Source organism: Moorena producens PAL-8-15-08-1, assembly GCF_001767235.1.
Lineage (GTDB): Bacteria > Cyanobacteriota > Cyanobacteriia > Cyanobacteriales > Coleofasciculaceae > Moorena > Moorena producens_A.
The window spans coordinates 3818882-3845115 of the sequence record NZ_CP017599.1; the positions used below are offsets into that span (position 1 = coordinate 3818882).

20 protein-coding genes and 1 tRNA gene are annotated in these 26234 nt (G+C 43.9%); 7 read left to right on the plus strand and 14 right to left on the minus strand.

The genetic code is table 11. The features are described 5' to 3' along the window. Nucleotides 1-191: 191 nt before the first annotated feature. From BJP34_RS14230 to BJP34_RS48870, 4 genes are all read right to left on the minus strand, one after another. Complete coding sequence (locus tag BJP34_RS14230) at nt 192-2963, minus strand: hypothetical protein (RefSeq protein WP_070392918.1); 2772 nt, start codon at nt 2961-2963, stop codon at nt 192-194. 248 nt (nt 2964-3211) lie between these two features. Next, nucleotides 3212-3586: a hypothetical protein gene (locus BJP34_RS39785; protein WP_149030980.1), complete on the minus strand. Its 375-nt coding sequence runs from the start codon at nt 3584-3586 to the stop codon at nt 3212-3214. A 680-nt stretch (nt 3587-4266) separates the two neighbouring features. Beyond that, on the minus strand, nt 4267-4698 hold the full coding sequence (locus tag BJP34_RS14235) for a hypothetical protein (protein ID WP_070392919.1): 432 nt from the start codon (nt 4696-4698) through the stop codon (nt 4267-4269). Nucleotides 4699-4937: 239 nt separating this feature from the next. Then, nucleotides 4938-5072, minus strand: a complete 135-nt coding sequence (locus BJP34_RS48870) for a hypothetical protein (RefSeq protein ID WP_267876568.1) — start codon at nt 5070-5072, stop codon at nt 4938-4940. Nucleotides 5073-5512: 440 nt separating this feature from the next. Between BJP34_RS48870 and BJP34_RS14240 the strand changes: the two genes are divergently transcribed. From BJP34_RS14240 to BJP34_RS14250, 3 genes are all read left to right on the plus strand, one after another. After that, nucleotides 5513-8938: a tetratricopeptide repeat protein gene (locus BJP34_RS14240; RefSeq protein ID WP_229424359.1), complete on the plus strand. Its 3426-nt coding sequence runs from the start codon at nt 5513-5515 to the stop codon at nt 8936-8938. Between the two features lie 282 nt (nt 8939-9220). Continuing rightward, complete coding sequence (locus BJP34_RS14245) at nt 9221-9421, plus strand: hypothetical protein (protein ID WP_070392920.1); 201 nt, start codon at nt 9221-9223, stop codon at nt 9419-9421. After that, nucleotides 9422-9676 (plus strand): hypothetical protein, encoded by a 255-nt coding sequence (locus tag BJP34_RS14250; protein WP_070392921.1) that lies wholly within the window; start codon nt 9422-9424, stop codon nt 9674-9676. Between the two features lie 213 nt (nt 9677-9889). Here the strand turns inward: BJP34_RS14250 and BJP34_RS14255 are convergent, their stop codons facing one another. Then, complete coding sequence (locus tag BJP34_RS14255; RefSeq protein WP_070392922.1) at nt 9890-11542, minus strand: ABC1 kinase family protein; 1653 nt, start codon at nt 11540-11542, stop codon at nt 9890-9892. A gap of 18 nt (nt 11543-11560) precedes the next feature. Next, nucleotides 11561-11755 carry a hypothetical protein gene (locus BJP34_RS43275; RefSeq protein ID WP_083305167.1) on the minus strand — a complete coding sequence of 65 codons (195 nt, stop codon included), beginning with the start codon at nt 11753-11755 and terminating at the stop codon, nt 11561-11563. 90 nt (nt 11756-11845) lie between these two features. Between BJP34_RS43275 and BJP34_RS14260 the strand changes: the two genes are divergently transcribed. Continuing rightward, nucleotides 11846-11918: transfer RNA gene (locus tag BJP34_RS14260), tRNA-Phe, on the plus strand. 155 nt (nt 11919-12073) lie between these two features. Here BJP34_RS14260 and BJP34_RS14265 read toward each other — a convergent pair. After that, nucleotides 12074-12586 carry a hypothetical protein gene (locus BJP34_RS14265; protein WP_070392923.1) on the minus strand — a complete coding sequence of 171 codons (513 nt, stop codon included), beginning with the start codon at nt 12584-12586 and terminating at the stop codon, nt 12074-12076. Between the two features lie 446 nt (nt 12587-13032). On the opposite strand from BJP34_RS14265, the gene BJP34_RS14275 reads away from it, so the two are divergent. Further along, entirely contained in the window at nt 13033-14412 is a 1380-nt protein-coding gene (locus BJP34_RS14275) for an RNA-guided endonuclease InsQ/TnpB family protein (protein WP_070392925.1), read from the plus strand. Here BJP34_RS14275 and BJP34_RS14280 read toward each other — a convergent pair. The 6 genes from BJP34_RS14280 to BJP34_RS14305 all read right to left on the minus strand — a co-directional run bounded on the left by BJP34_RS14280 (nt 14397) and on the right by BJP34_RS14305 (nt 21010). Continuing rightward, the gene (locus tag BJP34_RS14280; RefSeq protein WP_070392926.1) at nt 14397-14774 is read right to left on the minus strand and encodes a DUF433 domain-containing protein; all 378 of its coding nucleotides are present in this window, start codon (nt 14772-14774) and stop codon (nt 14397-14399) included. The genes BJP34_RS14275 and BJP34_RS14280 overlap by 16 nt on opposite strands. A 499-nt stretch (nt 14775-15273) precedes the next feature. Continuing rightward, on the minus strand, nt 15274-16359 hold the full coding sequence (locus BJP34_RS14285) for a right-handed parallel beta-helix repeat-containing protein (RefSeq protein WP_070392927.1): 1086 nt from the start codon (nt 16357-16359) through the stop codon (nt 15274-15276). 501 nt (nt 16360-16860) lie between these two features. Beyond that, nucleotides 16861-17067 (minus strand): hypothetical protein, encoded by a 207-nt coding sequence (locus BJP34_RS14290; RefSeq protein ID WP_070392928.1) that lies wholly within the window; start codon nt 17065-17067, stop codon nt 16861-16863. Nucleotides 17068-17097: 30 nt separating this feature from the next. Beyond that, on the minus strand, nt 17098-19707 hold the full coding sequence (acnB, locus tag BJP34_RS14295; protein WP_070392929.1) for a bifunctional aconitate hydratase 2/2-methylisocitrate dehydratase: 2610 nt from the start codon (nt 19705-19707) through the stop codon (nt 17098-17100). 456 nt (nt 19708-20163) lie between these two features. Next, complete coding sequence (locus BJP34_RS14300) at nt 20164-20589, minus strand: DUF4278 domain-containing protein (RefSeq protein ID WP_070392930.1); 426 nt, start codon at nt 20587-20589, stop codon at nt 20164-20166. 238 nt (nt 20590-20827) lie between these two features. Further along, nucleotides 20828-21010, minus strand: coding sequence for a DUF4278 domain-containing protein (locus BJP34_RS14305; protein ID WP_070392931.1), 183 nt, complete (start codon nt 21008-21010; stop codon nt 20828-20830). Nucleotides 21011-21786: 776 nt separating this feature from the next. Here BJP34_RS14305 and BJP34_RS14310 point away from each other — a divergent pair. Beyond that, nucleotides 21787-24357 (plus strand): HEAT repeat domain-containing protein, encoded by a 2571-nt coding sequence (locus BJP34_RS14310; RefSeq protein WP_070392932.1) that lies wholly within the window; start codon nt 21787-21789, stop codon nt 24355-24357. A 112-nt stretch (nt 24358-24469) separates the two neighbouring features. Here BJP34_RS14310 and BJP34_RS47445 read toward each other — a convergent pair whose 3' ends face one another. Beyond that, entirely contained in the window at nt 24470-25477 is a 1008-nt protein-coding gene (locus tag BJP34_RS47445; protein WP_229424360.1) for a hypothetical protein, read from the minus strand. Nucleotides 25478-25653: 176 nt separating this feature from the next. Between BJP34_RS47445 and BJP34_RS43280 the strand changes: the two genes are divergently transcribed. Further along, on the plus strand, nt 25654-25803 hold the full coding sequence (locus tag BJP34_RS43280) for a hypothetical protein (protein WP_158517209.1): 150 nt from the start codon (nt 25654-25656) through the stop codon (nt 25801-25803). Nucleotides 25804-26234 lie beyond the last annotated feature (431 nt).

Sequence of the window (26234 nt, forward strand, 5' to 3'; positions counted from 1 at the left end):
TCATTATTAGGAATTAAGACTTCAAAATTCAAAATTCAAAATTCAAAATTCAAAATTCAAAACCCAAGATTCAACTTTCAACGTTCAAACAGCTAACCTTTAACTTTCAACAAGCTTAAACCTTGACCAAAAGGCCACGCTACGCTAACAACTTTCAACATTGCACTTAACTAATCCCTAAACCCTAACTATTAAAATTTGAACTGAGCCCCTGCTTCGACTCTAGCATCAAATCCCTCGTCACCTGTACCTAGTTTAGCATCTATAAATATACCATTCTCTGAATGATACCTCAAGATGCCGCCATAGTTAAAGTCTGACACTCGACTGTCAAGCCCCACATTGGTAGTGGTGAAATTTCTGATAAAAGCGCCTAGAGAAAAATTATCGATCACTCGTTGCGAAAGCTCTACATCATAAAATACTTTCCTACCTATCTCTAGATTAAGCTTGGATTTTAAACCGCCGACAGTTCCTAATTCTCCAGTAACATATCCAACAACTTCCCCTTGACTATTTTCTGGCATAAAAGCATTCAGACCTTCTGGAGTATACAGAATAGCAGGAGTCACTGAATACCCTACGCTTTTTCCCTGACGTGAAAAGGAATAGGCGGCTGTGATTTGGAAAGGATTCAAGCGATTCGCAGAACTATTCCAATTAATACTAAAAAACGGCACGTGAGTGATTATGGCGATTGGTTTATTGGTTGAGTCAACCGCTACATGTCGATTCAGCCAATTTACCTCAGCGTGGCTATAGACTCCCACAGTCGGTTCTTTGGTAAATCCATTATCGTCCGAAACATCTGACGGATTGTTTTCTCCAACCCCTGGTGCTGAATTACGAGCCAGATTAAACCAACCTCCTAAGCTGACACCATAGTTGAAATTTTCCGATGTACCAGCTACTAATACTTCTATAGTAGGTAGAGATACATAACCAGCAAAGGTTCTGTCTCGAATACTTCGTTGAGAAGTCTGGGTGAGTGTAATCCGATCAAATGCTATATCAAATGCTCGACCACTGTTGATTGGTACGACAGTATTATCAAAAGACCTAAATTGTTGCACAAATTGTCTGCCATCAGGACTCGTCAAAATAACGTCTACCGCTGAGGATTCATTACTGGGAGTAATCGAAGTATTATTCAAAGGAACTACCCCAGCAATGAAACCCAATGGACCAAAATCTTGGTTAGATAGTCTTAGTTCCGAAAAAGACGTATCTCCTTGATCCCAATCACTTATATCTCTTTTAATAAAATCAATGGCTCGCTGGTGATTCCCTGTTCTGAGTTGGACTATCCTAGAGTGGTTAGGGCTAATTTTACTAGGAAACGTCACCGTACCCGATACCTGATTGAGACGACTAGAGCGATTAGTATTAGCTAAGGTTTGATTAAGTCTTTGATTGATTTGACGTCGCTGTTGGGGAGTAGCTCTAGTCTTTAAGGTCGCAAATCCTTCATTATTGTCAAATTTTTGTCGAGCGTCTTGAATACTGTGGTCTATATTGTTAAAATCAATAAATTCAAAAACTATCCCGAGTACCATTCCCAGAGTCGCATTCCCAATTTGGGTCGAATCCAGGTCGCCATCAAAGGATAGGGTTAGGGAAATACCTGGGTTGGAAAAAATACTTGAGTAACTGGCACTGATGTCTACTGGGTCATACTGAATCAGGCTTCGGTTGTGAGATTTACTGATATAAAATCTGTACCAATGCTTACTGTCTTGACTATCAATGTTCAAGTCAACTTCAGTAGCTGTTTGACCAAGGGGAATCCAATGTAAAGAATTTAGATAATGAAAATCTCTTTCCTCTTCAGTTAGGAAAGGATTGACAGATAAATTCAATAAATCATTGGTCATCCCTCCCCCTGGTTGTGCAATCTTAGCGCCAGGGATAGATGTAGTAGGAGCCGTGAAATTCATACCTTCTCCTGTCAAAGGGTCTCCCCAGGTAATTCCCGCTGCTTGTAGAGCCTCTTGAGGAATTATTTCCCCTTCTTCCAATTTGACATTACCATTATCTAACAAAGGTTGTAGATTTGTGGTTGGATAACCTTGCAAAATCCGGGGAGCATTCTCTGCATCTAAAAATTGGAATAAAGAGCCTCCACCGCTACGATTCAAGGTTGACCCACTGCCAAGATTGATTACATTATTTTCCAGGACAGTAACATTCGGATCGTTAGTATCAATTCCACTATTAATGATTACGTCACCAGCCCGTATTCCTTCTGGAGTTCTCAATTCTCCAGATATTACCCTTACTGTCAAGTCATTAACCTCAACGTCTCCAACTAACTCTTCAAAATTATTGGGCAAAGCTGAGATAAATTGTAGCCCCCAAAAGGATTGCTCTACAGTCGCTGTTTGGGTGAGTTGAGTATCCCTTGACTTTCCTTGGTAGAGAAGACCACCTTGGAATCCTTGAGTCTCTATAACAACAGTATTGCCATCAAGAACCCAGTAGAATTGACTATCTTTAGGAAAATTAGCAAACGTAAATCTATTCAGAATGGGATTGTCGTCAGCGAATCTTAACTCTGTCTCTAGGTAATTTTCGTTTTTGTTTGGTCTAAATGATGTGGGCTCAAAGGTTAACTTATCAGTGGGATTAATAATCCAAGGATACTTGGTGGCACTTTGAGTTATAACATCACTGATGGGAGTTTTTTTGGAATTTTCTTGATTTTGAGTTTTTGCTGCTAAGGTGGTTGACTCTGTTTCAGGTGATCTAGATTCAGCAACCTCTGTTTCCAATACATTTAGATTATCGTCTGGCTGCTTATCAACTCTAAAGTCTTTAAGCTGATCAGAATAAGACGTCAAAAAATCTGAATCTTTAACTTCAAATTGTACGTTTTCAAAAATTTGGTAATTATTAAAATCGGTAGGGAACGTTGGTGTTTGAACAAAAAAATTTGCAAAAAAAAGTAAAATTAGTTGCTCCATTATTTTAACCTAAAATCATCCAGTAACAGCATTTAAACAAAAGCAACAATTTTTGAGTAGATTAATTGTTAGTTTTTGCTTATGTGATGCTCCGTATTTTCTGCTCAATAACACCTATGAAATTGCCATTTAATCAATAAAAAAAATTGCTGTATATAAATTTAGATATGCCTATTAAATTTATAAAGTTTTACAACAAAAAAATAGTTGCTTTATAAGCATTCAGCTATAGCGCGTGTCCCGTGAAGTCACAGGCTGGAAGCCTGTGGCAACGCTACGCAAATGGCCACGCCACGAGAAAAGGTTATGCCCATAGCACAGGGGGTGACAACAAGGCTAAAAACTAAACAGGGTGTGGGGTGTGGGGGGTAGGGGGTGGGGAAAATAAAAGCGATGCAGCTTCGGAACAGGGGAGGCAGTGCGGTCATGGGGGAAACCCCCATGAGCAACTGCCGTGGTTTCCCCCACTCGCGCTTTGCTTGGCTGACAGCGATGCAGCGCGGTCTTGGGGAGGCAGCGCGGTCTTGGGGGTTCCCACGGGGCTTACAAGGTGCGGAAGCAAGTTCCGCACACAGCCCCTCCCCATGAGCGACTGCCGTGGTTTCCCCCATGAGCGACTGCATCAAGACAGGGAATTTGGAGTGAGCCGGTGGGATAACAATCGGTCCGAGACCTGATTTAACCGTCCCGTCGCAACGTAGCCAGCTCTTGATCTTCCCCTACACCCATCACCCCACACCCCACACCCCGTCAGTGCCCATAGCGCATAAGCTGATGGCTTACAAATGAATTGTGATAATTTTTGTTTACTGCTCCGAAGCTTCCTGCTACTTCCTTTTTTCTTTGCTAGTGTTCTCTAAAACTATAAAAAATACTCCTAGGATTTCTCTACAGAGAAATTCCAGGAGGCGTGTTCAAAGAAACGTGATTGAAGAGACAGGGTAAACGCATCTAAATTAGTCTTGACAGTAAACCGCGCTATGTGGATTACAGAAAAATTACGACTCTATAGCGCTTTTCAGTTGAGTGTGAGGTAAGCATATGCGCTACGCGAACAGCGGTCAGCCCTCAGCGGTCAGCCCTCAGCGGTCAGCCCTCAGCCAATGGCGAAGCGTTCTCATAAACTGATAGCACCTCAAGTAGCGTGTGCGTAGCACATAAGGTGATAGCTGATAGCTCATAGCTGATAGCTGATAGCTGATAGCTGATAGCTGATAGCTGAATGCTTACTGTTGAAGCTAATAGAGGGTTTATTAATTAAGATGCGTTTGCCCTGATTGAAGAGGAGTTATTGACTGTTAATTTACTCTAGAGCACCCAAGCCCTCGGTACCTGCTCCGGCACGGATTAAAGCGGCTTGATCCTCAACTGCGGTAGCAGCACCTAGAGCGGTTGCAGCAGCGTCAAGGAATGGATTTACTGAGTCAGTAGTGGTAGTAGTGGAAACTGCCGCAACTCCAGTTCCATCTAGGGTGAGGGTATCGATAGTTGCAGTGTCTGTTCCAGCACCGGTGTATGCTGGTGTAACAGTCAATGGACCAGAAAAGTGGAGAGATTCAGGTAAAATCAGCTCACCGGAAACACTGATAGAGCTTCCAGAAGGCCGTGTCTCTACGGCAGATCCGCGAATAGCTGATTCAGCATGAGCTGATGTGGCCAGTACAGCAGTTAAGCCCGCAAAAATGAGACCTGTGTTGATGAGAGTTTTGCCTAGAGAAAGATAGTTGTTGTTCATTGTTTTTCGAGCTTTGTGAGTTGATAGTTTATCCTGAATTGAGTTAGTGTTTAACTCGTTTCATAGTTCTAAACTAACCGCCTATAAAGATGGTTGTAAATTAGAAATATTACTGAAAAAAATTAACTACATAACTATTATGTAGTTATAGAAATAGAGATAATACTGAGTTAAAGTAAAAACTCATAATTATTGATTATCCGGAAAGTTTTTACTTTTCTTAAAAAATTTTATTTTCTCTAATAACAAAAAAATAAGTTATTTTTTATCCGGATAAAAATAGAGCAATCGGGAGTCGGGAATCGGGAATCGGGAATCGGGAATCGGGAGTAGGGAGCGGCGGAATATGGGGTAGACAGAGAATTTATTGACACTTTCTGGATTTCTCCCGACTCAGTTGGTAGCTAATCTATGGAATAGCAAGATCTGGTAAGGGTATAGCGATTAACCCCATGGGTGTCAATTCCTCCGATTCCAGCACCCTAGCTGAGGATCAGGGTTATAGGGTTACGCCCAAGGCAAGAGGCAAAAGGCAAAAGGCAAAGGTTTACTAAAACAGCTTTTGCTGCTTGTATAGCAATTCTATTTCCCATGAGGTACAAAGGGATCCCCCTAAATCCCCCTTAAAAAGGGGGACTTTCAGGTTGAAAAGTGTACCTCATAAATGCAATAACCGCTATATCAATGTCCTAACTTTAATGGGTAGTGCTATATTGTTAGCCTCAATTATTCTCCACTGTTCCCTGTTCCCAGATCCGCTGTTCCCGACAACTGCCACGAAGTCTAATGACTTTCATTCCTGGAGAGCTAGTCTGTGAGTGATCGTAACGATTTAATTGAAATTTTTGGTACTCAGAATTCCTCTCGCCGTGGGGATGTCATTTTTGTCCATGGACTCGGGGGTGATGCCCTAAGTACTTGGCACCCGCAAGAACGGCGAGATGATGATAATTTTTGGCCTGCTTGGCTGGGGGAAGATTTATCAGATGTGGGAATTTGGTCTCTGGCTTATGAGGTAGAACCGTTTAGATGGAAGGGTAATTCTATGCCTCTGGTAGACCGGGCGACTAATAGTTTAGATCTACTGGATAGCTATGAGATAGGCGATCGCCCAATAATTTTCGTTACTCACAGTATGGGGGGACTGCTGGTGAAACAGATGCTGCGCAGTGCTAGGGACTTTGGCAAATGGCAAGCGATCGCATCTGGGACGAGGGGAATTGTTTTTCTGTCTACGCCTCATTCTGGTTCTGATTTGGCAAGTTGGATTAATTATATTGGCACGATTCTACAAACCACTGTCAGTGTTGACGAATTGGAGGCGCACCATTCTCGCTTACGGGAACTGAATCTTTTGTATCGCAATGACCACCAGTTTAGCGAAATCCCGATGCTGGTTTACTGCGAAACCAGACCTACCAATGGGATTTTTGTGGTGAATCAAACCAGTGCTGACCCTGGTATTAAGGGGGTGATTCCTGTCCCGATGGATGTTGACCATATTTCTATCTGCAAAGTAGAGGATAAAAAGAATCGAATCTACCGTCAGGTAAAGAAGTTTGTCAATCAGAATTTACAGCCGTTTTCAGATAAATTGACCTCACTACCTTTAGGGACAAGCCCCCTAAATCCCCCAATTCTGGGGGACTTTAACTCAATTTCCCCTTCCGGTGCGCTTTCCGTAGGCGAATTAAATTCGCCACGGGTCGCACCGCAAAGTTGGGGGGCTAGGGGGGCGAAACTTGCTGTAACAACTCCTCTGCCACCGATTCAACCAAAAGTAGCAGTTAATCCTGATAGTAATCTTGATAGTAAAGAAGAAGACACAAAAAAAAAAGTTGATGATGGACTAGCTTTAAAAGCCATTCCCCAAAATCTCCCCCACACCCATGTTTCCAAATTCGTTGGACGCGAATCTGAACTGGAAACTCTACACCAGGGGCTACAGCAGCGAGAACGGGTGGTGATTTCTGCTATTTCTGGGATGGGTGGTATCGGTAAAACTGAATTAGCCCTGCAATATGCCCTCAACTATTACCAGGAAAATTATCTGGGTGGGGTTTGCTGGCTGCAGGCGCGGGATGGGGATTTAGGTAATTTAGGGACTCAAATTGTAAAGTTTGCGCGGAAGAAAATGAAGTTATCCGTGCCGCAGAAATTAGACGACCAACCCCTCAATCTCGACGAACAAGCGCAGTGGTGCTGGGACAATTGGCAGCCATCGGATAATTTGGTGCTGGTGATTTTTGATGATGTTACTAAATTTGATAACATTAAACCCTATCTGCCTCCAAATCAGCCCCGTTTTAAAATAATTATTACTACCAGGAAGCAGTCGTTAGCAGAGTCTTTTGATCTGTTAGCCCTGGAAGTACTTTCGGAAAAGGCGGCCTTAGAGTTATTGGAATCCCTAATCGGAAAAGAAAGACTAAACCGGCAGTGGTCGGAAGCAAAAAAACTCTGCAAATGGTTGGGATATCTGCCCCTAGGTTTGGAATTGGTAGGGCGAGATTTAAAAATATTTAAAAAGTATTTATCCCTAGCTGAAATGCAGGAGCGGTTAGAAAAAAAGCATCTGGAACAGGAATCGCTAACAGAAGCAGCTGCTACTATGACAGCACAAAAGGGAGTAGCAGCAGCCTTTGAGTTAAGTTGGCTTGAACTGGATCAAGAAGCCCAGCAGTTGGGTTGTCTGCTCAGTTTGTTTGCTTTGGCTCCCATTCCCTGGGAATTGGTGGAAAATTCTTTGCCTGACCAAGACTCAGAAGATTTAGAAGATATTAGAGATTACAGTCTGTTGGAACTGAATTTACTTGGGCGCACGGGTCAGGGAATCTACCAGCTACACGAGTTGATTCGAGCGTTCCTACGAGACAAAATGGAACGTTACCATGGGGCTGATCAACTCAAGCAGGGATTTGCTCAGGCAATGGTAGCTGTGGCAGATAAAATTCCTGAGGTACCGACACTAGAGCATATCGCTACAGCTACTCCCGCCATCCCTCACCTGACAGAAACTGCGACAGTACTCTCAGACTGGCTCACGGATGAAGATTTATATAAACCTTTCCAAGGTCTGGGTTGGTTTTACCAAGGTCAAGGGGCTTATGAGCAGGCATTACCCTGGTTAGAGCGATGCAAAGAGCTCACCCGTAATCATTTAGGTATCGAACACCCAGCTGTCGCCACCTCCCTCCACAATCTGGCAGTACTCTACTCTAATCAGGGACGCTACTGTGAGGCAGAAAATCTTTTTGTCCAAGCCTTGGAGATCAGGAAAAAACTATACGGTCAACAACACCCATCTGTCCCCGAATCTCTCAACAGTCTCGCATTACTCTACTCTAATCAGGGACAGTACTGTGAGGCCGAACCTCTTTTTGTCCAAGCTTTGGAGATGTACAAAAAACTATACGATCAAGAACATCAAGACGTCGCCACCTGCCTCGACAATCTAGCAGTACTCTACTCTAATCAGGGACAGTACAGTGAGGCCGAACTTCTGCTTGTCGAAGCCTTGGAGATGAGGAAAAAACTCCTAGGTCAACAACACCCACATGTTGCTATCTCCCTCAACAATCTGGCAGTACTCTACAGGGATCAGGGACGGTACTCGGAGGCAGAATATCTTTTTGCCCAAGCCTTGGAGATGAGTAAAAAACTATACGGTCAAGAACACCCAGAGCTCGCCACCTCTCTCCACAATCTGGCATCACTCTACAATGATCAGGGACGGTACTCGGAGGGAGAGCCTCTTTTTGTCCAAGCCTTGGAGATCAGGAAAAAACTTTTAGGTACTCAACACCCAGATGTCGTTCTCTCCCTCAACAATCTGGCAGTACTCTACATGAATCAGGGACGGTACTCGGAGGGAGAGCCTCTTTTTGTCCAAGCCTTGGAGATCAGGAAAAAACTTTTAGGTACTCAACACCCAGATGTCGCTATCTCCCTCAATAATCTGGCAAAACTCTACTTTAATCAGGGACGGTACTCGGAAGCCGAATCTCTGTTTGTCCAAGCCTTGGAGATGTTCAAAAAACTTTTAGGCACTGAACACCCACTTGTTGCTATCTCCGTTCACAATCTGGCATTACTCTACAATAATCAGGGACAGTACTGCGAGGCAGAACCTCTTTTTGTCCAAGCCTTAGATATTTTTGAAGGAAAGTTAGGGTCAAATCATCCCAAGACTATCCCTTGCCGCGAGAATCTTCAAAGATTGCGGGATGAGCTGACCTAGGAAGGCAGAGGGCAGAAGGAAAGGGAAAGGCAAGAGGCAAGAGGCAAGAGGCAAAAGAAAAAAAATAGCAATTAAAGTAGGGTGGGCAAAGTAATCTAATCTATCAATACTCACGCATAACCAAACTGTGTCTTGATGCAGTCGCTCATGGGGGAAACCCCCAAGACCGCGCTGCATCGCTTTTTGCCCACCCTACAAGCTAAAAATTATAGCCTAGAGCAAGTTAATTTTTATGCTAAACTATAGACGTTAAATCACCAGTATTGCAGTCAGTTATTACTGATGACAAAAGTAGAACAGATTCAAGCTGAAATTGAGGCTCTCTCTAAGGAAGATTTTGTGCGCTTGAGAGAGTGGTTTGCTGAAAGAGACTGGTTACTCTGGGATAAACAGCTTGAAGCTGATATTGCCGATGGTAAGTTAGACTTCTTACTTGAGGAAGCAATGACAGCTAAATCCGAAGGAAAATTACAGGATTTGTAAGTGCATCGAACAACACCGCAATTTTGGAAGCGTTTTTACGCACTACCCGAAGCTGTTCAAGGTCTAGCCCGAAAAAATTATGAGTTGCTCAAAGCAGACCGATATCATCCATCTCTAAACTTTAAAAAGGTGGGTAAAAAATATTGGTCAATACGTGTTGGATTGAGTCACAGAGCATTAGCAATAGAGGATGGCTCTGACTTCATTTGGGTTTGGATAGGTGACCACGATGAATATGACAGACTAATCCGCTAGCTTCACTTTTCTGTTTGGGCTGGAGGGGTAATAGTGGTTGACTGACAAAAGATCATGGCTTAGGGAGCGGTTGAGGCAACGAAACCCAACAAAGCGTGAGACTTTAGTTGGGTTAGCGATAGCGTAACCCAACCTACGGGAGCATCAACTGTTCCCTATTCCCTGTTCCCTGTTCCCTACTCCCTACTCCCTACTCCCTACTCCCTTATCAAATTACCGTAACCGTCCCGAACGCAAGATACTAACAATTAGCCACAATCCTAAAAAACTAGCAGCAGCAAACAGGATATTAGTAACCACAGACATCTGGGGAGTTTGGCTTCCTGAGACCACAATTGCTGCACCCACAATCAGGGAACCGACTACAATACTGAAGGAAAGTCGATTAGCGGAATCATCGATACTGTAACGTAGTTTGTCTAGCTCTGGGACAGTAATATTCCACTTCAGGGTTTCGGAACTGACCCGGTTTAAGAATAATTCGATTTGAGAAGGCGATCGCAATGACAGGCTTTTGAGATCTAAAATAGTTCTCAGAAGAGTTTGTAAGGGATCATCTCCCAGAAGTTGACGCCGAAACACTTCCGTAATCAGGGGTTTGATTTGGTCAAGCAGGTTAATTTCAGGATAAAACCCACGGGTAACCCCTTCCAAGTTAGCTAGGGTTTTGGCATATAAACCCATATTACCCGGTAAGCGGATTTTATTATTGCGCGAGACTTGCAGTATCTCATAAAACACTTCACTAAAGTTGATTTTGGAGAGGCTTCGGTTGTAATACTTGCGCAGCATACGGTCATAGTCATTTTCCAGGCCAGATAAATTGACCGACTCACCTGCTTCAGATAGTTGTAGGGTTAACTGAGCACATCGCTTGCCATCTAAATCTACAATTGCTAAGAGCATCTCGGTCAAAATCTGTTGGCTGCGGGGGTCTAAGCGTCCAATCATGCCACAGTCTAATAAGGCGACACGACCATCCATCAGATAAAATATGTTTCCGGGATGGGGGTCAGCATGGAAGAAGCCATCGATGTAAACCTGCTGGAAAAAAGCCCGAAATAACAGGGTGGTAATTTCCCGTCGCTGGGTCTGGGGATCTTTGCCCTGTTGAGTTTGTGATAATTGCGCCGATAGCAGAGGTGCCCCTTCTAGCCACTCAATGGTAAGTAGCTTTTGGCTGGTCAAATCCCAGTAAATCTTTGGTATCACTAATTGCTGGGAATCGAACCAGCGGCTATTAGATAGATTACTGCGGAGTTTATCGGTATAGTTAGCTTCTTGGGTAAAATCCAGTTCTGCTTCTAGGGCAGTAACAAATTCATCGGCTATGGCAACGATATCGTAAGTCTTACCAAATTCCGTCAGAGACACTAACTCTGCTAAGCCCCTAATGATAGCAATATCTTGGGCAACTATCTGATCAATCCCAGGACGTTGCACTTTCAGAGCCACGTCTTGACCATTTTTGAGGGTAGCCCGATGGACTTGACCAATGGAACCAGCAGCAATGGCTTGGGGATTGATGGTAGTAAAGGTTTCTGAGATTGGCTGTGCTAGTTCTTGCTGTAGCAGGCTTTCTATTTCACTCCAGGCTACTGGTGGTACATTGGCTTGCAAGTCAGTCAGGACTTCAACATAGGCTCCTGGTAATAGGTCGGGACGGGTAGACAGCAGTTGTCCTAACTTAACGTACACCGGACCTAAATCGATTAAGATGTTGCGGAGGACAGCAGGAGTGGGAAGTTGAGGTTCGTCATTATTTTTGTTGCCCGTTAGGAGTCCTCGCATGTAATCCCAACCGTTTCGGAAGACAACTTCTAGGATTTCTCGCTGGCGGGTACTGGTTTGAGTTAGGGAAAACATTGGCTGAGGGTGGTTGAGTCATTTGGTTATATAGTAGACTTCTGGCAAAGTAGGGAACAGGGAATAGGGAATAGGCAATAGGGACTTCGGAGCAGGGAGCAGGGAACAGGGAATAGGGAACAGGGAATAGGGAACAGGGAATAGGGAATAGGGAATAGGGACTTCGGAGCAGGGAGCAGGGAGCAGGGAACAGGCTAGAAGCCTGTGCCACAAGGGCTGGATCGCACAAAAAAAAAATTTTCTGATCTACTTGCCAATCCAGATTAGCTTTGTTAGACTTAATAAGGCGTCAAAAAAAGACAAGCCGGGATAGCTCAGCTGGTAGAGCAGAGGACTGAAAATCCTCGTGTCGGCGGTTCAAGTCCGCCTCCTGGCATATTCGATCAGCAGTCAGTGGTCAGCCCTCAGCGGTCAGCTTGTATGATTCAAAAGCTGTTTGCATCTCAAGTAGCGTGGCCTAAGGCCAATAGCTGAATACTGATAGCTGAATACTGATAACTGATAGCTGATAGCTGATTACTTAAATACAGTTCAATCCCACCAATAGCAAACAACAACGGCATCCCGATCACGTTTAATATCGTCTCCCCATAATGCCCCTTCGTATCGATATCTCAATCGGCGTTTGAGTCGGTAACTATACTCTTCGTTTGTGCCATCAGTTACCTCTACCGAGTCAGCTCGCCATTTTTTACCCAGATCTATTAGTTGGGAAACTTTGGTATCTTGATTTTCTGCAAGTACGTATAAGGTATCTGCTGGATAGGCCACAAAATGAATAATGCTGCTATCTGGCATTGGACGATAGTTGGCCATTGCCAGCAGGGTATCTAGCAAACCACCAAAACTTAAGCCATTTTCGTCTGGGGCGAAGACTGGTTTGGTAAACAGAAAGCTTGCCCATAAATCTGTATGCTTGGAAAGGTCAGTAATAACTTCTGGGCCATCAAACTGATTGAATCGGCGCTGCCAAACTAAAGCACCAAATAGTTCTTGGGGAGAATAGGATTCAGCAATGGATTGGATTTTAGTCAAGTCAAGCATTGTTATTATGAGGGGTTTTCCCTCGCCTAACTTCTTATGCGTAAAAACGTGCCATCTACTAGGCTACCAAAAAATCCGGGAACGTGAGAGCCTCTCTTTTCTAAAGGGTTAGAAGTTACCGCAATCAGAGGGTCGGCTTTATAGTTGGCAGGCTATGCAGATAAGGGTTAAAACTTATTGATTAAGGCGACCCTCTGATAAGGTTTCATCTCCGGGATGAAACGGACGCGACGGGTTTTAACCCGCCGTGTCCATCTTTTGAGGTTCAGGTAACCTGGCTATCAAGCTTATTATTAACTCAAATTGAGTAATTACACGCCGTTCAGATTCTTGTTTTAACTGCTGTTTATCAAAGCTAGTAATCCTAATCATCAGTCTTTCAGTTTTAATATATATCTTGTCATCCAGGCAGACATCTGCTATGATTATAGTAAGAGGAAAATGAGATGTATAAGACGATTCCAGTAAAAGCTAATTTGACAGATGAAGAGCATGCTTTTTGGGTATTTCAATGCCAACAAGCCAATAGCTTATGGAATTGTGCTGTTTATTACTCCAAGCAAAAACATTACCATTGGTTACAGCAACAAGAAGAAGCTTTCACCACTTATTGGAGTGGGGATGAGTTGAGGTATGGTTGGAAGACCTATAAATGCAGCATCAGATATGCCGAACTCTGCAAAAACCTTAAAGAAAATCCACACTATAAAGCGATGGCAGCTCAGTCTGCTCAACAAAGCCTCAAGACTGTCGCTGAATCTATTACTAGTTACAACCAACTAGTTGGACTTTATTACAAGGGAACTGTTGATAGGCCAAAACTGCCTAGGTACAGAAAAAAAGGTGGATTAGCTGCCGTCACTTTCCCTCGGCAAGCCCTAACTTACAAAAAGGGTTTATTTTGCCCGTCGATAAGCAAAGAAACCAAACCTGAATTAATAACTGAAATAGCACTGGAACCGCCAGAATTTATAGACCCAGATTGGGTTAAAGAGGTGACTATTCGCCCGTACTTGGGGCAACTTTGGATTGATTGGGTGATAGATGATGGCAAACAACCAATCGATCACAACCCTAAGTTGGATTACTCTCAAGCCTGGAGTTTTGACCATGGTGGTGATAATTGGCTGACGGGGGTTTCGACTCAAGGAAAAAGCCTAATTATTGATGGTCGAAAACTCAAATCACTGAATCAGGGTTACTCTCGGTTAGTTGCCAAATACAAAGAAGGTAAACCCGAATTCTACTGGGACAAGAATCTTAATCGGGTTCAACGGAAACGCAATAACCAGATGAGAGATGTCATCAATAAGGCTGCCCGTTTCATCGTCAACCGATGCCTGAACGATCGGATTGGAAACTTGATTATTGGCTGGAATGAGGGGCAAAAGAACTGCTCAAATATGGGGAAGCGAGGTAATCAAAACTTCGTCGTAATTCCCACTAAAAGACTAATTGAACGGTTAAAGCAACTCTGTCCCGAGTATGGTATCAAGCTGACAATTACTGAGGAGTCTTACACTAGCAAAGCGTCTTTCCTTGATAACGACCCATTACCAAAAATAGGTGAAAAACCCAACGGATGGGAAGTGTCAGGTAAACGGGTTAGGCGCGGTTTGTACAAGACTTCCAAAGGACAACTGGTAAATGCCGACTGCAACGGTGCAGCCAATATCGCCAGGAAAGTAGCCAGACAGTTAGGTTTAGACCTAACCAAGCTGAGTAGGGAAGCTTTGACACTTCCGCATCGGTATAGTTTATTCAACTCTCTGAAGAAAACATACCGAAAAAGATGTTACGAGGCTCGGTTTCAACCAGCCTCGTAACAACCTTTTAGAATCCCCCGTGCTTCAGCCGGGGGAGATGTCAACTCATTGCGCTCAATCGCTATTTCGATTTCATCAGGGTGAGCTTTTGCGTATACCCAAGCATTGGCTAAATCAGCAGCTGTAATTGTTGGATAACTTGTTAAAAGATCACCCTCACTGTATCCAATACGACGAGCTTCTACAAGTAACCAGACGGGAATACGAGTATTGGCAATGCAAGCTTCTCCCCCACAAACTCTAGGGTTTTTCTCAATTCCTTGCCAATTGTTTGTGAGACTTTGAGCAAGTAACTGAATAACCTGCACTTTTTCACTAGGGCTAAGGGCAAGAAGTTGTTGCTCTAAGTCTTTAAGTAGCACGGATGTCAATCCTTTGATGGGCGGGAAACCGATATTTATAATTGTACCAGAAATCGGGAATCGGGAATCGGGAATCGGGTGCATCTCAATGCATGCAATTAGACAAAAATTATAATAAAATTCCGACACTGCCTACACTACCCACTCTCCCTAAAATCCCCACGCTTCCGACACTTCCGGCACTTCCCTTCTTTTTTACAAAGATGAGATGCACCCCGGGAATCGGGAATCTGGTTAATTGATAGTATTGCTGAACCCGAAAAGGGTAAGAGTTGGTTTCAGGAAAAAATTACCCAATGGTTAGGAAATTTACCTGACGATCAAGCAGAGTTAGCTCAGAGCTATCACCACCTGCGGCTTAAGAATTAAATTGGCCACGGGTCCCACCGTCAGGAACGGGCAAGATGCCCATTCCACCTCACTCTTAAAATCATTCCATTATTAAGCAACGCCTAAACCATCTCGCTATTCAGCAATGCCCTTGATTACTTGGGACTGGCTAAACTCCAATCTGATTACCTCCAAAGTTGATCAAATCACCTTTGATATTGGGAAACTCATCTCCTAGGTCAAGGTTATCGGTAATTGTGGTTTGTGCGATCGCGACCCTGGCTCCGAGACCGATAAACAGACCACCACCGTCGCCGATACCATCATTGTCACTGTCGGCAATATTACCAATGATTTTGTTGTTGCCCAAGACAACGGTATTACCACTTTCGACAGAAACGCCGCCGCCATTGATTCCTGCCGAGTTACCAGTAATCGTATTGTTGACCATAAACAAGTCGTTATCAGTTCCTTGGACATTGACACCACCGCCACTGTCTCCAGTCAGATTGTCAATAATCTGGCTATTGAATAGCTTTACAACATTGTTATTTATTTTTCCCCCAGTACCGATTTCTATTCCACTATCCTGGTTGTTGCTGATAGTGCTACCAAGCACCGTTACATTTTGACCAGCAGCACTTATATCAATACCCTGACCCTGATTTTGGCTGAAGGTGCTTTTCCTAACAAATAATCTGGTATTGTCTCCGTCGAGATCGATGCCATCTGATCTGTTGTTTAGGAAAGAGCTACGGAGCACTTTAAGATTATTGTTGTTTCCGTTGATATCGATGCCATCGTAGTTGTTTCTGAAAAGGCTATTGATCACAGTGATTTTGCTGTTGTCTGCCTCGGACTTGATTGCATCTGTACCATGTCCCGTGAAGATGCTATCAATTACTTTCAGATTACCATCATCCACCTGGATGCCATCGCTTCCATTAGAAATTGTCAGTTTGTTGAAGGTAACATTAGCCCCATTGCTAATGGTAAAGATATCAAAAGGGTTACCGTCACCTTCGACGGTAATTTGGTCACCATCTTGACGTCCAACAATATTAACACTGTCGGTAATATCGAGTGTTCCTAGGTTAGAGTCTATAGTAATTGTCGGTAGAGCTGGTTCAAGTTCAAATAAAATGGTATCTTTACCAGGAGAATTATTCGCTGCTTCGATGGCTTCTCGTAAACTGGTAACTCCATCGTTTGGATTAATGCCTTCAGCTGTGGTATTAACTGTGAAAACTGCCATAGTTAGTAATCTTTATTTTACTGAACAAGCTTATTGTTTTTTCCCTGTCAGCTATTATTCTTAATCCCCAGTCCTAGCGGGGCTTTTGGTAGAACAGCTTACCCGTTTTTTTGACATTATTTGTTGTGGACAGGTTTACAAAAACTTACCTAAGCTTATGCCATTTTCACAGTTGGTTATTTTCTTTATTGACTCTTAATTCATTTTTTTAAAAATCCAGTGGTAATTTAAAGATTAACCAAAGTTTCCCGTTAATACCAAGTTGCGCTCAAAGGTACAACTTTCTCTTCCGCCAATCTCCCTATCTCCCTATCTCCCCATCTCCCCATCTCCCCATCTCCCCATCTCCCTATCTCCCTATCTCCCTATCCAACCAATCTACTCTCTTTGAATGCAACTCGGTATAAAACATACAAGAATGTGAATATCTTGAAAAAAATTTTATGAAAGAAATTGTACAGGGGAATTACACTGTCTTGATGCAGTGATCAATTAGGATTATTATTTATTATTTAAAAAATCACAAAAATCCCCTGTTCCCTGTTCCCAGATCCGCTGTTCCCAGATCCGCTGTTCCCAGATCCGCTGTTCCCTGTTCCCAGATCCGCTGTTCCCTGTTCCCAGATCCGCTGTTCCCAGATCCGCTGTTCCCTGTTTCCTGTTCCCTCGAACTTTAAATAAGTGAAATAAATAATCGGGTGAACCCAAGAGTTCACCCGAAAAATTAGCTAAACTAAACTACTTAAGAGTTCCCGCTGGTATGCCCAAAATATCTTCAATATTGGGCATTTCTTCGATAGGAATCACTCGTCCTTCGTCTTCAAATCCAGCGATTTGATCAAAGTTCAAATACTGATACAAATCACTAGCAAAGGGATTAATTTTCTCGGCTACAATTGACCGATACTCTTCAACGCTTGGAATCCGACCTAACAAAGCACAAGCTGCTGCTAATTCAGCAGAACCCAAGTAGACTTGGGCACCTTTACCCATACGATTATTAAAATTACGAGTAGAGGTAGAGAAGACGGTGGCTTGATCAGCAACCCGAGCTTGATTACCCATGCACAGGGAACATCCAGGCATTTCAGTCCGGGCACCAGCTATGCCAAAGATACCGTAAACGCCTTCTTCTTTGAGTTGTTTCTCATCCATCCGGGTCGGGGGACAAATCCACAACCGAGTGCTAACAGGGGGTTCCCCTTGTAGGACTTTGGCTGCGGCACGGTAGTGTCCAATATTGGTCATGCAAGACCCAATGAATACTTCATCAATGCGATCGCTTGCGACTTCAGACAACAATTTCACATTATCTGGGTCATTGGGAGCCGCTACAATCGGCTCAGTGATTTCATTCAAGTCAATCTCGATAATTTGAGCATACTCTGCATCGGGATCGGCTGCCATCAGTACGGGATTTGCCAACCATTCTTCCATCTTGGCCACCCGACGCATGATCGTACGGGCATCTTGATAGCCTCGTGCAACCATATTTTTCAGTAGCGCGATATTGGAACGCAAATACTCAGATACTGTTTCTACTCCCAGCTTAATGGTACAGCCAGCACAAGACCGTTCCGCAGTAGCGTCAGTAAGTTCAAAGGCTTGCTCAACTTTCAAATCGGGCAATCCTTCTATTTCCATAATCCGTCCCGAGAAGACATTTTTCTTATTCTTCTTCTCTACCGTCAGCAACCCTTTTTGAATAGCTACATAGGGAATAGCATTGACAATATCCCGCAATGTTACCCCTGGCTGCAATTCACCTTTGAACCGCACTAACACAGATTCCGGCATATCTAAGGGCATGACTCCCAAAGCAGCACCAAAGGCGACTAATCCGGAACCAGCAGGGAAGGAAATGCCTAGGGGGAAACGGGTGTGAGAGTCTCCACCAGTGCCTACGGTATCAGGTAATAACATCCGGTTCAACCAAGAGTGGATAATGCCATCTCCAGGACGCAAGGCTACACCAGAACGAGAGGCAAAGAAGTCGGGCAATTTTTTATGGACTTTGACATCAACGGGCTTGGGATAAGCAGCAGTATGGCAGAAGCTTTGCATGACTAGGTCCGCACTGAAACCAAGACAAGCCAGTTCTTTCAATTCATCCCGAGTCATTGGTCCTGTGGTATCCTGGGAACCAACTGTAGTCATGATCGGTTCGCAAGAGCTACCTGGACGAACACCCGGTAAGCCACAGGCTTTACCGACCATCTTCTGGGCTAAGGTGAAGCCTTTGCCGGTATCTTCTGGGATGGTTGGACGGGTAAACAGGGGACTTGGTTCTAATCCCAAGGCTTCTCGGGTTTTATCCGTAAGCGATCGCCCAATCAGTAACGGAATCCGTCCACCAGCACGGACTTCATCGAGGATGGTATCGGGTTTGAGGGTAAAGGTGGAAATGACTTCCCCAGCTTGGTTAGTGATTTCACCCTTGTAGGGATGGATAGTAATCACATCACCTGTTTCCATTGTTGAAACATCGCACTCAATGGGCAATGCACCAGAATCTTCAGCAGTGTTGAAGAAGATCGGGGCAATTTTGCTACCTAAGATATATCCCCCAGCCCGTTTATTGGGAACATAGGGGATATCTTCACCAATATGCCAAAGTAAGGAATTAATTGCTGATTTCCGGGATGAACCAGTACCAACAACATCCCCAACATAAGCCACAGGATACCCGTTTTGTTTTAATTTAGCAATAGTATCTAAAGCCGACGGTATCCGAGATTCCAACATGGCCAAGGCATGTAAGGGAATATCTGGCCGAGTGGTGGCGTGAGTGGCCGGGGATAAGTCATCGGTATTGGTTTCTCCGGGTACCTTAAATACAGTCACAGTAACTGCTTCCGGGAGTTTGGGACGCTGGATGAACCAGGCAGCATTGGCCCAAGCATCGATCACTTGCTTGGCGTAGGCATTGACATCGGAAATTTCTAGAACATCATTGAAGGCATCAAAGACAAGTAATGTCTTACTTAGGGCAGTAGCGGCTTCGGCTGCTAAGGTGGTGTGATCCGACTGGAGTAACTCAACCAGGGATTGGACATTGTAGCCTCCAACCATAGTACCCAAGAGGTCTACAGCACCCTGAGGGGAAATTAGGGGACTAGTGAGTTCTGCTTTTGCGATCGCAGTTAAAAACCCAGCTTTGACATAAGCTGCTTCATCAACTCCAGGGGGAATGCGATCGCGTAACATAGCCATTAATGCTTCTTCTTCCCCAGCTGGTGGATTTTGCAGCAGTTCACAAAGTTGGGATGTTTGCTCAGCATTTAGGGGTAGGGGAGGAATTCCTTGAGCTCCCCGTTCAGCTACGTGTTCACGATAAGAGTTAAGCATGATAGATTTACCTGTGCGCGTGCTTCATGTAAGACAATTTTTACAAAATATTGCCCTACAAGAATATGCAGGGTAAGCGCAATAATCAATAAGGCGGCATTATTCTCAACAATATTGATAAAAAAATGCAATAGTCCTGAGCTATCTTGGCTTATTATGGTCATAATCCTTGATCTATATTAGATTTTGGCTAAATTGTTCTTGTGGTTACCCTGCCAGAATATAAAAAGTCATCAAAGCATAAAAAAAGCGATCGCTATGGATCGCCCTGTCTGATGTTAGAGATTTGTGAATATGTGAAAAAGGTTAAATAAGGTTTGGTCAATCTATATCGCAATGGCTAGGGTTATCGAAAATCCTAATAGGTGCGCTTTCCGCATCTAATTATTAAATTCGCCACGGGTCGCACCTAAAACTAGCTCGCCACCAGACCTGTGAGAGTTCTTTGTTAACTAACTAGATCGGTTGCATCTGCTTTGACTCCTCTTCTAGAAGCCGCACCAGATTCTGATCACCTTTAGCTTTAGCTACCTCTAGACGATGTTGCAAAGTTTGGCGCATAGTAGCCAGATGCGCTTTTCTGCTCTCATTCAAGACTTTTTGCAGCCGGTGGCGAGCAATCGATGTCTTTGCAGCTACAGTAGGAATCGATTTAGCCACTGGTTGAGAATTAGTTACATCACAATTAGTTACAGTTGCATTACCAGTGCAGTAGGAAACACCACGCCATTTCAGATGATTTACCGGTGGCGGTTCAGGCATGTGTCTGGGATAGTGAAATTTCCAATTCTGAGCCCGATAAACACCACCAATTTCCCCCTCTCTGACTTCTAGTAAAGAGGGTTCAGCGTCGTAACTTACACCACGATACCTAAGTTTCATATCTATTACCCCTCCGATTGACAAATAATAATATCAGACTACTTTTTTCAATAGTCTTGAGTGCTTTCAATAATGTTGAGTACTTAAATCTTGAGTACTGAAATGTTTAGTACTAGAATGCTGAGTACCGAAATGCTGAGTACCGAAATGTTTAGTATTGAGTAATATGTGATCAATGTTTACTCAGCCCTGAGGTCTTGACGCACCCAGCAACCAGCAAAACTAGTTATAGTAATAGCTACCCTCTTTTATAGCTAACACCACGATAGGTCATGTTAGCCGATGATTTACGCCAAGGATTATGCTTAATCCGGTGAACTTTCCAGCTATGACCCCGGTAAGTTCCACCAATTTCACCTTCAGATACTTCTAGGGTAGATGGTTCACTTTGATAACTGACACCTCGGTAAGAAAGTTTCATTGCTCGAATACCTCCAATTGGATTGCTTAATGAGATTGCTTAATGGAATTGCTTAATAAGTTGGTTGGCCAAGAATTACTTAATAAGTTGCTTGGCCAGGTGAGGAATTCTGTCTAAGAGTTACGGAAGCTTGCCCTAGGTATCACTTTCTTGGATTCTCTACGGCTGATCTACTTCAGGACATCTGAGTTGAGAGCCACTGAGCCGACAGAGACCTCAATGCTTATTTAATTCCAATTTTTAATTCTGTATCTATTTTGACACTTTTTTGGGGAAAAGTCAAATGTTAAGAAAAAAAACAGAATTCGATCCTTTCCGGTGATTAAGGTTATCGACTAAGGGGGTTATGACCAAGTTTCCTAGGTCTTCGCAAAGCATGGAAGCCCTCAACTACGCCTCTTGTCCCTAATACTAAGAATTAATACTTAATACTAAGAATTAATTCTTAAAACTTAATACTAAGAATTAATACTTAGGCGCTCCGGACTGGATATAGCACTACCCATGAAGGTCAGGACATTCCTAAACTCCGAAACGTAAGTCATAGTTTACTTGTGACTTGTGACTTGTGACTTGTGACTTGTGACTTGTGACTTGTGACTTGTGACTTGTGACTTGTGACTTGTGACTTCTGACGCTAAGCGTAGCGCTATATCAGGGAGTGGGGAATCCTCAAAAGTACCCTTAGGGGTACTTTTATAGCCCCTCAGAGAGATAAAACTGGATTTGTGAAGAGATTGCTTGTATCTATACTCACGAAACCTTGGAGAACTTCTATGATTAGGTGCATCAAACAACCCACTTCCTCAGTGCTCAAGGTGTTTTTACTAGGCTGCTCATTGCTACTGCTGCCCTGTAGTCCTGGGTTAGCTCAAGGGTGTACTCAAGCAGAGATTAAGACTAATATCGCCAGATTCAAGGATATAAACAACACAAGGGCTAAACAAGCTATAGTCCAATGTGGTTCAAAATCTGTCTATTTACTGATTGAAGCCCTGAAGACGGATAAATCTGCTGCAGTTCGGGAGGGAGCTGCTGTTGCTCTGTGGAGTATGGGAGAGGAAGGGGATCGAGCTGTCCCTTGGTTGATTAAAGCCCTAAGGAATGATGACTCGGCACCAGTTCGTGCCAAAGCCGCTTCTGCTCTGGGATTGATGGGAGAAGCATCTTATCAGGCTATCCCTGACCTGATTGATGCACTTAAGGATGAATCTGCTGAAGTTCGTGCCAATGGTGCTTATGCCCTAGGGAACTTGGGAAATAAAACCCATGAGGCTGTACCTCACCTAATTGAAGCCTTGAGGAAAGATTACTCTGCTGAGGTTCGTGCTAATGCTGCTTATGCCCTAGGGAATAAAAGAGAGGCAGCCAAGTCAGCTATACCTTACCTGATTGAAGCCCTAAAGGATGAAACATCCTTATCGGTTCGCAGGACTAGCGTCAATGCCTTAGAGCAGATTGCTGAGAAAACTAAAGATGTTGCTCCCCAGCTGATTGAGCAACTCAGGAACGATAAATCTATTCTGATCCGGATTTACGCTAGCGAGATACTAGGGGAAATTGGAGAACCAACTAAGGATGCTCTGTCTCTATTAATTGAGTTGCTTCAGGATAACTCAGTCTATGCTCGGTATTATGCCGCCTCTGCTCTAGGAAAGATGGGAACGCAAGGGACTAAGGCTGTTCCTCACTTAATAATCCTGTTGAAAGATGAATCTATCGATGTTCGCTATTCCGCCGCCTCTGCCCTTGTCGAAATTGCTTCTAAGCTTGGAAAACAAAAGAAGCAGCTCACCAAAGTGCAATTGCAAACATCCATACTGCAATTTGAAACAGTGATCAAACGGCTAGAGCAAGACACCGATACAATTTTTCAGGATAGATGGATAGAAACGGTTCGTGGTGGTCTTGATAATCTCCAGCAAGAACAGGATTCTCGTAGTAATCAGAAAATTTTTGGGCGAGGGGTGATTATCTGGCTAACTCATATGCTATTTTGGTTTGGACTAATACTGCTTTATCCCAAATCCTCCCAAATCCAAGCTATCTTCTTTTGGAATCCCTGGGTGCGGAAGTTTTTTGGACTGGGGTACGTAGGCATAGCCATAACTTGGATTCCCTTTCTACGCTCCAAGTTATTTGCCCCCTTCCAGGAATCCTTGCTGTCAGATGCAGATTTAGAAAACTTTGATGAACAAGCTTACTTTCCTAACTTGGAAGTCGAGCGGAAGGGAAAAAATATAACCCAACCCATTCAAGAACCAATACCAGATCTGGAATTACCCATTGTCCTGGAAGGAGAATCAGGATTAGGGAAATCCATGTTTCTACGCCACTTAGTGAAATCATCTAAGCGAATCATCGTCTATTTACCTGCTGAAAAATGCGCTAATGGCGTGATCGAAGCGATTCAAGCAAAACTTCATGGATTCGCCCAAGACTCTGGTTTCTTGCGAGACCTGATTTACAGTGATGCCATTGATATCTGTATTGATGGACTCAATGAAGTCACTCCAGACACACGAGCGATGATTACCAGTTTTGTGGAAAGTTACTTCAAGGGCAATATTATCATCGGGACCCAATCCATGGAGTGGCAGACCCCCTCTTGCGCTACGACCTATGTACTCCAACCATTGAAACCTAAGCAGATTGAGAAATTTTTACTATCGCGCTATAAAATTATGCCCCCAGATGCTCCCATCTCGGGTATAAAGTACAAACAAGCCTGCGAAAAGTATATTGACACCGTTTTACATCAGTACCAATCAGAAGAAGAACAGAGAGCTGTGCGTCGGATGCTGTCCAACCCGATGGACCTGACCATAGTGGCTCAGATGATAGCCAATGGGCAGAAACCAGACTTGCTGAACTTGCAGCAACAGCAGTATCAATATATGGCTCAGGAGTATGAACAACTCTATCTGAGACAATTTCCCCTAGAGGCATTTGCTGAGACAGTTTACCAGATGCGCTTGCAAGACCAGGTAGCTATACCAGCTGACAAATGGTTTGAAGAACTGATTTGCATGGAACGCTACAAAATGGTATTTTGCCGTCTATTTGTTGACCATGCAGGCAATCATCGAAAAGAATGGTATTTCCGTCACGACAAAATCCAGGACTTTTTCATCGTGCAGACCTTTCTAGGTGAGGGAAATGATTTGCCAAACAAGCATATCAGTGACCCTAGATTTCGCGGTGTGTACTTCCTCTTAGCAACTCTACTGCCGTGGAATGCTGCTTGGAACTTGCGGGAAACCTTAATTCAATATGCAGCGAATACTAAAGACCATACAGTTAGTGATACTTTTGTTCAACTGTTGTTGTCCCGGCAAGCAGCATGATCTGTATGATCTGTTGTTCGCGTAGCGTGGCCAAAGGCCAAGGTTCTTCGCGTAGCGTGGCCGTTCGCGCAGCGTGGCCTACAGCCTTAAGGCCAGGGTTGAATGTTGAAGGTTAAGGGTTCTGATAAAAGCCCATTACTCTCTGGACATAGTCAGCAGTTGCGCCACTGTTGCAGCCAGAGGGTTTTCCTGTCATCCACCAACAGGCGGTACGGCGAACAGCAATCATTTCATTGTTGCCACTATCTCTCAATTCAATATCCAGTTCCCGTCTGATGATACAAGCCACAACACTACGTGCTGTGGTCGGGTCCGCTTCAAATTGTGCAGGTGTCATGGCCTGTCCTGCACATTGAGATGTCCAGCTCGGGATAATGGCGGGTAAAACTTGCCACTGGCTGTACATGCCATCATTGGGACGATTGGGTGGTGCCGAAAGCCGCAGTGCTTCTACCAGAGCATTGACTTGCGGATCAAGAGTGTTGACTTGCGGATCAAGAGTGTTGACTTGCGGATCCTCTACTGGTGCGAATACTGGTGTGGACCTATGTTGCTGCTGATAAAAGCCGAGTACTCTCTGGACATAGTCAGCAGTTGCGCCACTGTTGCAACCAGAGGGTTTTCCTGTCATCCACCAACAGGCGGTACGGCGAACAGCAATCATTTCATTGTTGCCACTATCTCTTAATTCAATCTCTAGTTCCCGTCTGATGATGCAAGCGACAACACTACGTGCTGTTGTCGAGTCCGCTTCAAATTGTGCAGGGGTCATGGCCTGTCCTGCACATTGAGATGTCCAGCTCGGGATAATGGCAGGTAAAACTTGCCAGTCGCTGTACATGCCATCATTGGGGCGATTGGGTGGTGCCGAAAGCCGCAGTGCTTCTACAAGAGCGTTGACGTATTTATCCTCTACCTGTGCTGATACTGGTATTGCCCACAACCCCACACTCACTATTATAGCAAGTCTTATACCCATGAGGTACAAATCTCTGGGTTTTAGGGACTTCGGAGCAGGGACTGAGGCCGTTGGCCACGCTACGCGAACGGAGCAGGGACTTCGGAAGAGGCAAGAGGCAAGAGGCAAGAGGCAAGAGGGAAAAAAGAATGTGTACCTCATAGCTATGATAAACGCTATATTCCAGTCAAGAGCAGATTTGGAAATTTATTGATTACTTTATTGATTACATATAAAGTGATCATTTTCAGATTGATTTTATATCTAAAATTAACTGAACTAGAAATGCCATTGATCCCGACAGTGATCAGTGAAAGATGAACGATGAATTATTAATAATGAATACCCCCATGGTAGGAGTTCTCACAGGGGTAGGTTTTTTACATTTGGGTAAAACATGGGACGACCCAGAGGGAGAGGAAAAGAAAAACAACGAACAAGCGATGCAGCGCCGCCAAAGAGGGTTTCCCCCGGAGACGAAACCTTAGATAGTGGAGCCTTTATAGTTAGCAGGTTATGCAGAAAAGGGTTAAATATTTTTTAATAAGGCTCCACTATCTTACGGTAACTTCTAACCACTCGCTATTGCATCAAGACAATGATGATTTTTAACGACAATAATGGTATATTTTCTTATCCCCCACACCCCACACCCCACGCCCCACACCCCACACCTGACGTCTTTGTAAAAAACATACCCTTGAAAGCATGGTAGGAGTTAGGGGCTTGTAGTGGAAAAACGATTAATAAAAAACTATGTGCTGATAGGGTTTTTATTTGGGTTGTAAACACAGGCATGCCAGAAAGTTGCTTGGCTGAAATAAGCAAAAGGCAAGAGGGGAAAGAGATCCGGAGTTTTATTGTCCAATCAAAAAAGACCATACAGGTTTACATCTCATTTGGAAACGCCATATTATGT